11 protein-coding genes are annotated in these 14,304 nt (G+C 53.9%); all 11 read right to left on the minus strand.

Going from position 1 to position 14,304, the window contains the following annotated elements:
- Positions 1-26: 26 nt before the first annotated feature.
- A complete protein-coding gene (locus MWU49_RS03975; RefSeq protein WP_246968444.1) occupies positions 27-1,058 on the minus strand; it encodes an NAD-dependent epimerase/dehydratase family protein in 1,032 nt (343 codons plus the stop codon).
- Between the two features lie 243 nt (positions 1,059-1,301).
- Entirely contained in the window at positions 1,302-2,576 is a 1,275-nt protein-coding gene (gene tviB / locus MWU49_RS03980; protein ID WP_246968446.1) for a Vi polysaccharide biosynthesis UDP-N-acetylglucosamine C-6 dehydrogenase TviB, read from the minus strand.
- Between the two features lie 459 nt (positions 2,577-3,035).
- Positions 3,036-5,252 (minus strand): polysaccharide biosynthesis tyrosine autokinase, encoded by a 2,217-nt coding sequence (locus MWU49_RS03985; RefSeq protein WP_246968449.1) that lies wholly within the window; start codon positions 5,250-5,252, stop codon positions 3,036-3,038.
- 282 nt (positions 5,253-5,534) lie between these two features.
- Positions 5,535-5,948, minus strand: coding sequence for a low molecular weight protein-tyrosine-phosphatase (locus MWU49_RS03990; RefSeq protein ID WP_246968451.1), 414 nt, complete (start codon positions 5,946-5,948; stop codon positions 5,535-5,537).
- Positions 5,949-5,968: 20 nt separating this feature from the next.
- A complete protein-coding gene (locus tag MWU49_RS03995) occupies positions 5,969-7,096 on the minus strand; it encodes a polysaccharide export protein (protein WP_246968453.1) in 1,128 nt (375 codons plus the stop codon).
- 22 nt (positions 7,097-7,118) lie between these two features.
- Entirely contained in the window at positions 7,119-8,651 is a 1,533-nt protein-coding gene (locus tag MWU49_RS04000) for a capsule assembly Wzi family protein (RefSeq protein ID WP_246968455.1), read from the minus strand.
- Between the two features lie 385 nt (positions 8,652-9,036).
- Complete coding sequence (locus MWU49_RS04005; RefSeq protein ID WP_246968457.1) at positions 9,037-9,993, minus strand: glycosyltransferase family A protein; 957 nt, start codon at positions 9,991-9,993, stop codon at positions 9,037-9,039.
- Positions 9,994-10,018: 25 nt separating this feature from the next.
- Complete coding sequence (locus MWU49_RS04010) at positions 10,019-11,020, minus strand: glycosyltransferase (RefSeq protein ID WP_246968459.1); 1,002 nt, start codon at positions 11,018-11,020, stop codon at positions 10,019-10,021.
- 260 nt (positions 11,021-11,280) lie between these two features.
- Positions 11,281-12,309 (minus strand): sulfotransferase, encoded by a 1,029-nt coding sequence (locus tag MWU49_RS04015; RefSeq protein WP_246968461.1) that lies wholly within the window; start codon positions 12,307-12,309, stop codon positions 11,281-11,283.
- Between the two features lie 47 nt (positions 12,310-12,356).
- Positions 12,357-13,046 carry a WbqC family protein gene (locus tag MWU49_RS04020; protein ID WP_246968464.1) on the minus strand — a complete coding sequence of 230 codons (690 nt, stop codon included), beginning with the start codon at positions 13,044-13,046 and terminating at the stop codon, positions 12,357-12,359.
- Positions 13,046-14,143, minus strand: a complete 1,098-nt coding sequence (locus MWU49_RS04025; RefSeq protein ID WP_246970707.1) for a DegT/DnrJ/EryC1/StrS family aminotransferase — start codon at positions 14,141-14,143, stop codon at positions 13,046-13,048. The genes MWU49_RS04020 and MWU49_RS04025 overlap by 1 nt, the downstream gene beginning before the upstream one ends.
- Positions 14,144-14,304 lie beyond the last annotated feature (161 nt).

Here is a 14,304-nt window from a genome sequence, read left to right on the forward strand (position 1 = left end):
CAGGCCAAACTGACAACTGTTATTAATTACTTATTTTTCAGCGCCTGCACATACCAAGGCATGGCCTTGCCAATGCCATCGTAGATGCGAAAGGCGGGTTCATAGCCAAGCAGTTCCTTTGCCTTGCTGATGTCGGCCTGGGAGTGGCGCACGTCGCCAGCGCGGAAGTCGCGGTAGCTGGGCGATTGGTCGTAGCTGACGCCACATTCGCTCAGGGCAGTTTTCAGGGCATCGAACAGGGTGTTGAGTGTGGTTCTGTCGCCCAGGGCCACGTTGTAGACCTGGTTTTTGGCGTCCGCCTGGGCGGTGGCGGCCAGGAGGTTGATCTGCACCACGTTTTCGATGAAGCAGAAGTCGCGGCTGGTTTCGCCATCGCCATTGATGAAGACCTCGTCGCCTTTAATCATGGCGGCGGTCCATTTGGGGATCACGGCGGCGTAGGCGCCGTTGGGATCCTGGCGTTTGCCGAACACGTTGAAGTAGCGCAGGCCGATGGTGTTGAAATCGTAGGTGCGGGCAAATACGTCAGCGTAGAGTTCGTTGACGTACTTGGTGACGGCATAGGGTGACAGGGGCTTGCCGATGCGGTCTTCGATCTTGGGCAGGCCCGGGTGGTCGCCGTAGGTGGAGCTGGAAGCGGCGTAGGTGAAGCTTTGCACCCCTTCGTCTTTGGATGCCACCAGCATGTTCAGGAACCCATCGATATTGGCCTGATTGGTGGTGATGGGGTCATTGATGGACCGGGGCACGGAACCCAGGGCCGCCTGGTGGAGGACGTAGTCGGCGCCGGTGACGGCTTTTTTGCAGTCTTCCAGGTTGCGGATGTCACCCTCGATGAAGGTGAAGCGAGCCCATTGGTCGGCGGTGACGGTTTGCTGGACTTCTTCCAGGTTGTGCTGGTGGCCGGTGGCGAAGTTGTCCAGGCCGATGACGGTTTGGTCCAGTTGCAGGAGGGTTTCCAGCAGGTTGGAGCCGATGAAGCCTGCTACGCCGGTGATGAGCCAGGTTTTGGGGGTGGCTTTGAGGTGTTCTTTAACTTGTTCGTAGCGGGTTGTCATGGGGGTTCCGTTTGTTTGTTCGTTTACAAGCTGCGAGCTTCTAGCTGCGAGCTACGAGCCTTGAGCTGCAAGGAAAATCGAAAGCGGGCTTCGCCCTGGCCCTTCGGGCCCCGCCTTCGGCGGTTCGCACCTCAAGTGGTGCTCCTACAGGGGCTCTGCTGCTTGCCTGTTGTAGGAGCGGTGGTTCCACCGCGATGTGTTGCGGCAGCAGCCCTTTTCGCGGTCGAACGACCGCTCCTACAGTTATAGCCTCAGGTCTACCTCCTCCTTCGGGAGGGTGTATTTCAGGTCGTAGAGGATGTGTTCCGGTTTGCCGTGGGCGCGGATGGCTTTTGTGCCCATGGCTTTGAATTGCTTGTGGCCGACGGCGAGCAGGATGGCGTCGTAGGCGCCCTGCTCTGGTTGTGCCACAGGGGTGATGCCGTATTCGTGTTCGGATTCTGCCGGGTTGATCCAGGGGTCGTGTACGTCGACCTGGATGTTGTAGTCCTGCAGTTCCTTGATGACGTCCACTACCCGGGTGTTGCGCAGGTCCGGGCAGTTTTCCTTGAAGGTGAGGCCCATGACCAGTACGCGGGCACCGTTGACCTGGATGCTGCGGGCGAGCATGGCCTTGACCAGTTCGCTGGCCACGTGGCGGCCCATGCCGTCGTTGATGCGGCGGCCGGAGAGGATGATTTCCGGGTGGTAGCCGATGGCCTGTGCCTTGTGGGTGAGGTAGTACGGGTCCACGCCGATGCAGTGGCCGCCGACCAGGCCGGGGCGGAACGGCAGGAAGTTCCATTTGGTGCCGGCAGCCTGCAGCACTTCTTCGGTGTCGATGCCCATGCGGCTGAAGATCATGGACAACTCGTTGATCAGGGCGATGTTCAGGTCACGCTGGGTGTTTTCGATCACCTTGGCGGCTTCGGCCACGCGGATGCTGGAGGCCTTGTGGGTGCCGGCGGTGATGATGGAGCGGTAGAGGCTGTCTACGGTTTCGGCGATGTCCGGGGTGGAGCCGGAGGTCACCTTGGTGATGGTGGTGACGCGGTGTTCCTTGTCGCCCGGGTTGATGCGCTCGGGGCTGTAGCCGGCGAAGAAGTCCTGGTTAAAGGTGAGGCCGGAGACCTGCTCCAGTACCGGCACGCAGTCTTCTTCAGTGGCGCCGGGGTAGACGGTGGATTCGTAGATGACGATGTCGCCCTGCTTCAAGGTCTTGCCGATGGTTTCGGAGGCCTTGATCAGCGGGGTGAGGTCCGGGCGTTTGTGCTCATCGATGGGGGTGGGCACGGTGACGATGTAGACGTTGCAGTCGTTCAGGGCGGCTGGATCGGCGCTGAAGGTCAGCTGGGTGGCGCTGGCCAGCTCGGTGTCGTCCACTTCCAGGGTGTCATCGTGGCCGTTGTTCAGGGCGTCGATGCGCGGCTGGTTGATGTCGAAGCCGACCACCGGGCGGTGTTTGCCGAATTCTACCGCCAGCGGTAATCCCACGTAGCCCAGGCCGATGACGGCGAGTTTGATGTCTTGTTGTTCCATTTCGTCTCTCTGCCCGGCGGTGTGCCGGTTTGTGTTCGGTTGTTCGTTGCGGCCTTTTGCCCCGGCCAGCGGCCTCATCGCCTTGCGAGCAAGGCTCCTACAGGGTGTACGCTTTCCTGTTCTTGCAGGAGCGGTGGTTCCACTGCGATTTCCTGGTTTTCTGTCATTTCGAGGTGGAACCACCGCTCCTACATAAATTCGTGGCCATCTCGGGGCGCATTGTAGTTTCGGTTTTGCATATGCGCCTCCCTCAAATGGGGGATGGCGGCTGTTTGATCATTTTTCCCGGCGCGGTGGTTGCTCCGCGGCTTTCTGTCGCTTCGCGGTGGAACCAACGCTCCTACAAAAAACCTTCGCCTGCGGGCATACCCTGACGAGCACTGAGGGCTCCTACGGTTTTGTCTTTCCTTGTAGCTTGTAGCTTGTAGCTTGAGGCTTGCAGCTCAAAGCTGCTTTGCCTCAATCGCTGGTTTTGCCGTATTCATAGGCGTAGTAGCCGTATTCGTTGGTGGCGCGGCGTTCCATGCAGTTGAGGATGGCACCTTTGATTTCCACCTTGTTCTGGGCGAAGCGGGTGAGCGCGGCATCCACTTCTTTTACCGAGTTCACCCCGAAGCGGGTGACCAGCAGACTGCTGCCGGCCAGTTGACCGACGATGGCGGCATCGGTGACCGCCAGTACTGGCGGGGTATCCACCAGGATCAGGTCGTAATCTTCGCTGAGCGAGTTCATCAGGGTTTTGAAACGCTCGTGCATCAGCAGCTCAGAGGGGTTCGGTGGCGCCTTGCCGCGAGCGATAAAGTCCAGATTATCGATACTGGATGACTGGATGATGTCTTCCTTGCTGCTTTGACCGGAAAGATACGCTGAAAGCCCGGTCTTGTTGTCTGACTGAAAGTAACGGTGCAGGTGGCCCTTGCGCATGTCCGCATCAATAACCAATACGCGCTGGCCAGTTTGTGCCAGCACGGCCCCCAGGTTGGCGGAGACGAATGACTTGCCCACTTCCGGGCTGGGGCCAGTGATCATCAGGATCTTGTTCTCGGCATCCATCATGGCGAAGTGCAGGCTGGTACGCAGGCTGCGCAGGGCTTCGATGGCCAGGTCGGTGGGGTCGTCCTGTGCCAGCAACGGGATGGGTGTTGCAGCTTCCTTGAGCTTGCGGCTCCGGCGTTGCTTGAGGTCCGTTACCCGATTGGCTTTTACCTGCTTTTCGGACAGGGGAATGGTGGCGTATACCGATACGCCCTGCTCTTCCAGCCGCTCCGGGGATTCAATGCCCTTTTTGAGCAACGCCTGCAGCAGCACAATGGCTGCTGAACCCGCTGCGCCAAGGAACGCGGCAATCAGTGCGATGATAGCTTTTTTCGGCTTGATGGGGGCCGGCTGGACCAGCGCCTTGTCGATGATGCGCACGCTGCCCACCGTACCGGCCTTGAGAATACGTAGTTCCTGGACCTTGTTGAGCAGCCCCACATAAATCTGCTGGGTGACTTCCACATCGCGCATGAGCCGGAGGATTTCCTGCTGGGTTTCCGGCAGTTCCTTGATCTGGCTATCCAGTGATTTTTTCTGTTCTATCAGGGACGCCTTCTGGCGCAGCAGGCTCTGGTAGGTCGGGTGCTCGCGGGTAAAGCGGGTAGCAATCTCCCCTTCTTTCGCCTTCAGCTCGTTGATTTTGGCTTCGATGGCGACGCTGCGCTCCAGCACGGATTGGGTTTCCATGCTCAGGTCCACGGATTCGCTTTGCAGACGATAGGCGTTGAGCTTTTCTTCGAACTCGGTGAGCTTGTCTTTCACCTTGGGTAGCTGCTTGTCGAGGAATTCCAGGCTGTTCTCGGCTTCGGCGGAGCGGCGTTTCACGTTCTGCAGCAGGTAGGCTTCACTGATGGCATCCAGGGTGGTTTTGATGCGTGCCTTGCTGGGGCCGGTCATGGTGAGGCTGAGCATGCCAGTCTTGCCCACTTCACGGATAGCGATGGCGCCGCGCAGGCCATTGATGGCGGCTACGTCGGTGAGCTTGATCAGGGTCAGGGGCTCATTGCCGAATTGCCATTCGTTGATTTCCAGCTGGATGCTGCCGTCTTCGCTTTGCAGCGTTTCACCGGCGGGCGCCGTGGCGACAAGATCCTCCCCCAGGTAGAGAGCCGGGTTGCCGTTTTGTTCCAGCAGGGTAAAGGCCCTGCCTTGCAGGCGCTCGGGGACGGTAAAGCTGCTGACGGTGACGAAGGTTTCGCTGTCACGGTAGCCGGCGAACAGCGGTTTGGGTACAAACGCCGGGGCCGGATCCGGGGCCATGAAGCGACCGATATAACGGGGGCGATCCGGGGCCACGACGATGTTCATCTTCAGTTGTTCGATGACGTCGCTGAGTACCATGCGGGAACGCAGGATCTCGATTTCCGCGGCGGCGGAGGCTTCCTGATCGAAGATCTGGTTCAGTTCCGACAGGCCCGGTACGCCGCTGCTTTTCTTTTCGATCTGCAGCAGGGTGTCGCCCTTGTAGATTGGCGTGGCAAACATGCCGTACAGCGTGCCCAGCGCCAGCGCCAGCAGTGCGGTGAGGATGATCAGCCATTTGTTGTCCAGCAGGATGCCGAACAGATAGCCGAAGTCGATATCACCGTCCGTGGCGTTGTTCTGGTGCCGGTTTGTCATGGTGCTGTTGTCTGCCATTCAATCGATATCCGTTATTAAGCTACGAGCTTTGAGCTGCGAGCTACAAGCCTCAAGCTGCAAGGGAAGTCAAAGGCGGGGTACCGCCCGGTTCACCATGCGAGCATGGGTTATTCGCTCCGCTCCCCCCCTTCGGGGCCGTCCTTCGGACGGATCGCCTTGCGAGCAAGGCTCCTACAGGGTGTCCGCTTTCCTGTTTATGTAGGAGCGGTGGTTCCACCGCGCTTTTCGCTTTTCTTTCATTTCGCTGTCGCGCCCGGTGGGCATACCGGGCGACCGCTCCTAAAGCTTTTCTGACCAAGCTTTTGCTGCGGCCTGCATCATTGGGTAGATTCTTTCGAACGCATCGCGGCCTCTTTTATACGGGTCCGGGATGTCGTGTTTGCCGTTCCAGTGACTCAGCAGGAACGTTTTGCCGCTGGCTTCCGGGAATTTCTGGCTGAGCCGGTCTTTCTGGCGGCCCTCCATCACCAGGATCAGGTCGCTGTCGCGGCACATTTCGCTGGTGAGCTTGCGGGCGATGTGCTCGCCGCACGCCAGGCCGTTCTGCTCTGCCACGGCCCGTGCCGTGGGTTCCATGTCCTGCCCTTCCAGGCCAACCAGGCCTGCGGAGGCGATGGTCAGGCCAGGCTTCAGCTCATTCAACATAGCCGCGACCGTCGGGCTGCGGCAGATATTGCCGTCGCACACCACCATGACTCGTTGGAATATCCCCATTATTCGCTGAGGATCTCTTCGGTTCTTACCCCGAGAAGCAGGGTTGTCATCGAAGGCACCAGCAAGCGGAGCACCCGGTTCCACTTCACTAGCGGCGCTGCTGTGACGTAAACGATGTCCCGCTCCTGCAGACGAAAACTGTCCGCCAGTACCAGCGCCGCGGCGTCCTTGGCATTGAGCTGGTAGATGTCGATACCGTGCTCAGCATCGGCTGGCGCCTTGCGAAATACGAATACCCCGGAGGCATCGGATTCCTGCTGATTGAAGCTGCCGTTTTCCGCCAGCGCTTCCGCCAGGGTCAGGCCATTGCGGCCCATCTGCAGGCTCGCCGCCTCCCCCACTTCACCCAATACAAACACCTTGGCATCGGTCACCGGGTTCACGTTGATCACGTCGTTTGGTTGCAGCAGTACGTTCTGGCTGGTGTTGCCGTACTGGTAGATGTCACGCAATGAAAGGCGGTAGTCCTTGCCGTTGCGGGTCAGCACCACGCTGCTCCAGTCTGCTGCTGGCGTCAGGCCACCGGCTTCGCCGATGGCATCAATCAGGCGGGTGGGCACATTGGTGACCGGGAACAGGCCGGGCTCATCCACTTCGCCGGTGACGTAGATTTTCTTGTTGCGGAAGGCCGCCACGGAGACATCTACCTGCGGGTCTTCAATATAGCGGGACAGGCGCTGGGTGATCATGTCGCGAATCTCGGTGACCTTCTGGCCTTCCACATTCACGATGCCCACGTAGGGGTAAAAAATGGTGCCGTCGTTATGCACCCAGTTACCGGATTCGGCGGAGCTGCGCAGGGAGCCAGCGGGAATGGTCAGTTCCGGGTGATCCCAGACGGTAATCTGCAAGACATCACCGGGGCCCACCTGGTAATCATATTCTTCATCGGACAGATCGATTTCTGCGGGCACACCGCGATCAACCGGGTGGATGTCCTGCTTTTTCAGGATAGCCGTACCAATGGCATGCACTTCCACCACATCCGGCAGGGGCTCGCCTTCGGAGATTTCATCTTCATCCAGGAACCAGCCGGGTGTCGGAGAATGGTAGGCGCCGGGCACGATGGTGCAGCCGGCCATCAGGGCCAGTGCCAATACCAGAATATATTTAACCGATGCGTTCATTACTGCCTTCATTATTCTGTATCTACCACCCTATTTCCCGGGTCCATTGTGCCCCGGCGGTCCACCGTTCGCGCTCTTCAAACGGGGTGACGATGGGCTCATCACTGGCGGAAAGGAGCCAGTGGAAGGTACCACCCAGCAGGGGGTGGCCAATGCATAATTCAGCCAGCGCCACGTCCTGCTCGGTGACCGATTGCAGGATCGGGTAGCCATCCACGGGGGTGACTGCACGAATCACGCCATTCTGATTGAGTGTGGCCCGGCTGAGGGACAGGGCGACGGTAACATTATTACGAAAATATTGTTGTATGCCTCCGGTAACGGCGCGGGCATCGCCTTCCCAGGTGGTGGCCATGTTACGGCCGTGGTAGCGGAAGCCGCTCTGGTAGGTGGAGTGCTCATACATGGTGTTGTAACGGCGCTCACTGATCCAGCTACCGGCCACGGTTTCGGTGGCTTCCAGGAACCAGCGCTGGGAGCCCTTGCCAATGCCGGTGACCAGATCCAGCCCGGCCAGGGATGAAATCTTGGTCGGCAGGCCACCCGCTTCGTCTTCACCCATGAACTGGCCATAGATGCCCAGCGGGACATCCCCCGGCGACAGGGACAGGCGGAAATCCACCCCGGCAATCTGGTTGCTGGGGTCGTTGTCTTCATCGAAACCGGTACTTTCGCCGTTGTCCTTGCCGATGACCGCATCCCAGAAGGCGCCCAGATCCTGCGGACGCCCTTCTCCGCCCCATTGGGCCAGGCGGGACAGGCCGATCTGCAAGGAATCCAGGGGTTTGAACACGAAACGGGCGCCGAGCAGGCGGGCATCCGGGGTGGTGCGGTCGTGCTCCAGCTGGCCTGCGATCAGCTGCAGATCCCAGGGGCCGATCCAGCGCAGCCAGGGGCTTTCCGGGGCAGTGAGCAGATGGCGGGAGAGCCAGACGCCGGGCACCGGGCGGGCGTTATTGGACAGCGCCAACGAACTTTGCCAGCCGGGGCCCCACCAGCGATCGATGGCGCCCACGCCCAGCTGCCAGTTTCCCATGATCCCTGCGATATAGGAATCATCAAAACGAAGATGCTGATCATCACGCTCGCCATCGGCATAGGCCACGGCCAGACGGCCGGACCAGTGCTGGCCTGTGGCATACAGGCCCAGCTGGCCGGAGAAGGTGTCTTCAGGTTGGGTGTCGAAGGCGGTGTAGATTGGCTCCTGGTTGGCCCCGCCCAGGGTCAGAGTAGCGCCAGCCCGGCTGCTGCGGGCAGCATCATGGGCAGCCTTGAGATATTGATAGTGGCTGCTGCTGCGGCAAGCTTGCGCCTGTGGATCGTCCAGCTGGCTCTGGGCGCGCCGCTCCGCTTTCATGACTGCGGCCCAGCTCATGGGCCAGGTCAGGGTCAGCCCGTTCAGGCAGCCCTGGGTTTGCAGGGTTTCGATATGATGTCGGGCGTTGAGATCGCCGGTGGGTACCCAGGGGGTGGCAGCATGCGCGCTGGACAGAACGACGGCCAAAAGGCTGACGATCCAGTGGCTTGCGCGACGGGGTACTCTCACAAAGGACATCCTATCCTGCTGTTGCGGTTCAAGGGGCGCATTATGGCGGCAAAGTTTTGTCATCTATATGACAAGAAGCCGCATTTTACAGTTTGTTTACGGGAATGCGAACGGTTTACCGGAAATGCCTGAAACAAATTCAATAATGCCCAATGTCATCCACGGGTGAGGGATAAGCCGTTGAATTGTTGAGCGATTGGGCACTTAGCAGGCCCCCATCTTCAGGGTTTCTGCCTGTTACAGCTCATGAGTCAATGGTTGGCAAGGGACGACTTCAACACCCAACCGTTTAACTCCACTCTGCCAGGCCTGAACTTGATGACGGAAGATACAGCGTCTTTTTAGGCCGCAGCGAGCAAAGGCTTGAAACGTATTCCGAAACAGTTCCTTCTGATTACCGTGATCCGAACAGCTTTTGCCTCAAAAAAAACACATATAGATCTATAACGCGATAAAACGTGGCAAAGTCCCCATATCGGAGCAGCGCACCAACAACAACCCGGTCAGGAAAAATGGCTTTTGCCGCCAGTGAGCGCCTGAACACTGAAACAATCAGCACACGCACCCTAAGGAGCCATATTTCATAACAGTCACTAATCAAACCGGGATTATCGTTCTTAATTTCAAACATTGATTGTAGTGCACAGAGAACCCCCTCGGCATTGCGAATGGTTTGCTCTGAGCTCATTATCGATCCAGCTCTCACCCGCCGATAAAAGAGCACCTCATCCAGGCAACATGACGCACTGCAAGCCGCCATCAAAGGAAAAATCATTTCTTCGTCTTCATGCAAAACCGGTTTGAATTTTAATCGGTTTTCTCCCCATAACATCCGGCGAGAGACATAAAGGCAGGCGCTTGATACCGCCCCACCCGATGCCAAAAGCTCACGATACAAATCAACGCCGGATTTGAAACAGCCGGTCACACCTCGATTATATTGTGGAGGCAAGAACTCTGACCGAGAAAGACCATCATAAAAGCTTTCTCCGGAAAACATAATAATGTCGGGCATTGACTCTGCGTTGGCGACCCGCGCCATCGTCTTGACAAAATCAATTGCCAATATGTCGTCGGAATCAAAAAAATACACATACTCCGATGTGGCCGCCTCAACCCCGGTGTTGCGGGCCGGACCTAAACCTTGATTCTTCTTGTCTATCACCTTTACGACAGGGCTGGATTCATACTGTGCCACTATTTCTCTGGTCGCATCCGTACTCCCATCATTAACAACAATCAATTCATCTGGCAATACAGACTGTGAAAGCACAGACTCAATTGCTTCAGCAATATACTTCTCGACATTATATGCAGGCATAATTATCGAGATACTAAAAGAGGAATTCATTATTCGTTCCACATACCCACAACGCTCATTTCAAGGTCAACTTTGATTTAACAGATCGCCAAAGCCTTAACCAAAGATACGATGAAACGGATCTTACAATCTCGCGCCACCCCAGCAAATCCATTAGAGGCGGCAAAGAGAGTTTCACGTGCTCCCCTGCAACCTCATCAGAAACCGGTAGATTTCCGTCAAGCCCGGCGGCGATAAAAAGTCTGGAATCAATAGACATTCGTGCCTGTGTGTATCTATCCTTCTGAGACCATACTCCACCCTCGTGATGGCGATAAACGGAATACAACCCACTACTGACATAAACCGCACCGCCATACTGGCTCAGAAAGGCTGTTAAACAAATATCATTGGCAATGGGAGCATTGGGCGAATCAGCCCAAGGGCAACCATAATTCCTGAACATTCGTGTTAGCGTTGGCACAAATGGAGCCAAAGACAATTCCGCCTGAGAGAGCTCTGATTTGGCACAGGGGTTCATCATGCTCCTAAACTCCCCATTCTCACTCACACGAATTGCATTATGAAAACAGATTACGACATCCGGCCGCTCACGAAGCAAATCAGCCTGCAGCTGGAGTTTTTTGGATGAAATCCAGTAATCATCTCCCTCACACAATGCAATGAAATCGCCTTTCGCTGCAGGCAAAGAAAACCTTAATGGGCGCTTACCTTGAGAAAATTGGTTAACCTGCTGAAATATGGGCTTAACAATATCAGGAAAATTGCGCTGATATTCCTTGATGATTTCTACTGACCGATCCGTTGACGCATCATCATGGACGATAATTTCAAAAGGGAAATCCGTCTCTTGCATCAAGATCCCATCAAGAGCATTCCGTATAAAACCTTCGTGGTTATAACAATGACATATTATGGAAACCAATGGTGTTGTGTGGTCGCCATTCCAGCTCCGCATCACATATTCTTGCTTTCTTGCCTCCTCAGGAACCGGAACAGATTGACCTGGTGAAAATTCCTGAGGATCAAAATACAGACCTGCTGCAATTAGAGACATGTCAACATCTCCCATATCAGGCACGCCCCCGCTTAATTTGGGTGATGCAAGCTTTAACACGCCTCGAAACCATGGACAGCCCTCAACCTTATTTCGAATTACCCATATGCAGTATTAGCTTTTTCATTATCTTTTTGGAACCTTGCCGCTTTTACAAAGGACACAAACCTCTACCTAACCGCACCAGGTATGACACTATAGAGACCGAACAATGCTTAGCCCCCGAAAACACTATTAAAAACTGAATCCATGGTGCCACATCAACTATAGTCGCCAACCAAATCCGATTTAATCCTCAAATGCGCTTCGCGAGCTTCCTGTTCTGAATACTCACTGATTCTCCATATATTGTTGTTAGAGAATGAGATCTCACCTTGATAACAAAGGTCACCATTCAAACCAAAATCGGACTCCGGAAGCTTTTTCAGAATATCCTGGAAATATGATTCCGGATTATTGCAGAAATCCTCGTACTGAATGGTCAGCTTTTTGTGACTCGGCAACCCAGAGACTCCAGAATCTACGGCATGATCAATGGCTGCGATCTGCCCAGCCACGGATTCCAGAGGACTCAGGTCTTTCAGTTTAGGGTACTCTTTAATCTTGAAGGAATACCAGGTGTTGATGTCACCATATTGGCGTTTTCTTGCTTCTAATGCGGACTGGATATTAAAAACGGGATCACGGCGAATCCTTATAAACAAGGCCTTGTCGAACTGTTTAGCCAGATCAGGGATATTCTGATTCATGATCATTGCTTTCATGGCAAATGGCTTTCCAAAAATATTTGCCAATGCGTTTAACTCATCTCTCAATCCAGGCAAATTGCCTTTCTCTTGCAACTCTGTGCTAGGCAGGTAATCAAGATCTCCGAAAGGCAAGAATCGGCGCCAGAAATACCAGAACTCATTTGGCGCCAGAGCCCCCTTGGTTTTTCCATTTTCCGAACTAAAACTGATGCCAGAATTAAAATCCAGAATTTCGTCACGGAAGTTATAAAGGGGATCGGTCAATAATTGTTGTATCCTTGCACCTACTAGCGGCGCACCATAAAAACGGGAAAGCATATTCGTTGGATAGGCGACCAGACCCGTTTGGGCGAGCCATTGAGTGAACAAAGTAGTACCAGAACGGAGCGGTCCGACCACGAATATTTTTGAGAATTTCTCGGTATTATCAACCAAGTAGCGCTGATTAGCCTCAACCAGGTTGCCATTCAATTCGGTTAGCAGATTCTCCAGACTAGAGACTCGCGAAAACTGTTTAGTCCGCCTTGCTTGCTCATCCATGTTACTACCAATTAATTATTGACAATAATCCGCATTCATTTTGGTGATTACGACAAACTATAACGCCCAAGGAGCTCCAATACTTCTTCTTTTGAGCAGCTCATCAGAACATCAATCATTGAAAGATTAGGAATAAAACCATGGTGGCACTGGGTGTATTCAACAGCCATTGAGTCAATGAATTTTAAATCCACCCCTTTGTTGGCAAACTCACGCTTGGAATATAGCTTTCGCCCACCTGATGCGTTGATATAACAGTCAGCGCCAAATTTGTGGCATAACGAAAGAAGCCGACCAACAGGCTGAGAAGTTCGCTCATACTCTAAATCGCTTGTCTTTCTGAATTCTTTGTCTAAACCAAGATAAGAAAATATTTCTTCATAGCTCTTTTTACATACTGAAGCTATTGATCGATCCTCAAATTCCATTACACCACGAATTATTGGAAAAACATCGTCAAAATAGGGGGCCTTGGAATAGCTCTGCTCTACTGTTCTTATCACCTTCACAACATTATCAGAGAACGCAAGATCAGATATCAACTTGTTCGAGGACCCCCCTGGCACTGGCACCGTAAATCTTGTCACCCCACTGGCTGACAGTATGTTATTTCTATTTATGTACCCTTGCTTTATATAGGCAACATCATCATAAATCAGAAAAAGGTCAGAAGCACAAATGAGCTGAAAATAGCCAATATAGGGAAAAAGGTAGGGCTGCATGACCGCCAACTTCATTATTGAAGCTCACATTTTATAAGATCAATAATTCGTTTCTGCTCGCCAGGTCCCAGTTGCGAATAAATTGGCAGGCAAACCACCCTGCTGGCTATGTTGTTTGCTACAGGACAGCTTGCCCTTCCACCGAAGAAATCGACCAATTCAAGTGATGGGTAGAAATACCGTCTTACCAACACCCCATTCTCTCTAAGTTTTTCAGACAAACTTACAACCTTCTCCTCTGTTTCCAACACCACTGGGAAATAGGCATAGTTGTATACCAGTTTGTCTTTTATTTTCTGAAGCTGCACAGCCGAACCTAATTTGCTTTCGTACTGATACCAAATTTTCGCACGAGCCTTCAGGTTCTCTTCCATTTCGTCTAATACACACAACCCCATTGCGGCCTGGAGCTCATTCATCTTTGCATTGATGCCAAGCGCTTCAATTGTTTCCGGCCCTGTTATACCGAAATTAATCATCTTCTTCGCGCGTTCAAGGTCTTCTTTTCGCTTGAATACGATTGCCCCACCCTCACCCGTGTGGAATAGCTTGGTAGCATGGAAGCTGAGTGTGGCGGCATCACCATATTTAAGTATGCTTTCGCCCTCGTATTTCACTCCGAAGGCGTGAGAAGCATCATAGATCACCTTCAGGTTATTATTTTCTGCAACACGGCCAATAGCATCCACATCACAGCCGTTTCCAAAAACATGGACGGGCACAATTGCTTTTGTTTTTGGTGTTATGAATCTTTCAATTTTTTCCGGATCGATGCACCAGGTGTCAGGATCGATGTCAGAAAATACAGGATCGACACCATCCCATTTTAATGAACTCGCTGTTGCGACAAAGGTAAACGGCGTGGTAATTGCTTCCTGTTGGCCACTACCCTCATGGCCAGAAATACCTAAGGCACGATAGGCAATCTGCAAGGCCAGAGTTCCATTCGCCACCAAAAGCAGGTTCTCGACTCCAAGGTATTCTTCCAGTCGCAATGTCAACTTTTGGACCAATTGTCCTTTGTTGGTCAGCCATTCGCGCTCATATATCCCGTCAAGATACTTATTCAGCTTTTCTCTGTCTGGAAAATAGGGCTTGGTTACCGGAATCATATTCAAGGGTCCACTTCCATTTTTATTGTGGATTTCATTGCACGCACGCACCCGCTCCACTGCAATAAAGTCACATTCTGGTCAAGATTTCATCAACACCACATTCTTCAATTTCAGCACAGCAAACAAGACTCTCGGAGGCTGCTTTTTTACCAATGCCA

This window comes from Alcanivorax sp. S6407, from assembly GCF_023016115.1.
Lineage (GTDB): Bacteria > Pseudomonadota > Gammaproteobacteria > Pseudomonadales > Alcanivoracaceae > Alcanivorax.

Bases quoted from the DNA above. Each gene is read 5' to 3' on its own strand.
- MWU49_RS03975 (WP_246968444.1), bottom strand. From the start codon at position 1,058: ATGACAACCCGCTACGAACAAGTTAAAGAACACCTCAAAGCCACCCCC.
- MWU49_RS03985 (WP_246968449.1), bottom strand. From the start codon at position 5,252: ATGGCAGACAACAGCACCATGACAAACCGGCACCAGAACAACGCCACG.
- MWU49_RS04000 (WP_246968455.1), bottom strand. From the start codon at position 8,651: ATGTCCTTTGTGAGAGTACCCCGTCGCGCAAGCCACTGGATCGTCAGC.
- MWU49_RS03995 (WP_246968453.1), bottom strand. From the start codon at position 7,096: ATGAACGCATCGGTTAAATATATTCTGGTATTGGCACTGGCCCTGATG.
- tviB (WP_246968446.1), bottom strand. From the start codon at position 2,576: ATGGAACAACAAGACATCAAACTCGCCGTCATCGGCCTGGGCTACGTG.
- MWU49_RS04015 (WP_246968461.1), bottom strand. From the start codon at position 12,309: ATGGATGAGCAAGCAAGGCGGACTAAACAGTTTTCGCGAGTCTCTAGT.
- MWU49_RS04020 (WP_246968464.1), bottom strand. From the start codon at position 13,046: ATGAAGTTGGCGGTCATGCAGCCCTACCTTTTTCCCTATATTGGCTAT.
- MWU49_RS04010 (WP_246968459.1), bottom strand. From the start codon at position 11,020: ATGTCTCTAATTGCAGCAGGTCTGTATTTTGATCCTCAGGAATTTTCA.
- MWU49_RS04025 (WP_246970707.1), bottom strand. From the start codon at position 14,143: ATGATTCCGGTAACCAAGCCCTATTTTCCAGACAGAGAAAAGCTGAAT.
- MWU49_RS04005 (WP_246968457.1), bottom strand. From the start codon at position 9,993: ATGAATTCCTCTTTTAGTATCTCGATAATTATGCCTGCATATAATGTC.
- MWU49_RS03990 (WP_246968451.1), bottom strand. From the start codon at position 5,948: ATGGTGGTGTGCGACGGCAATATCTGCCGCAGCCCGACGGTCGCGGCT.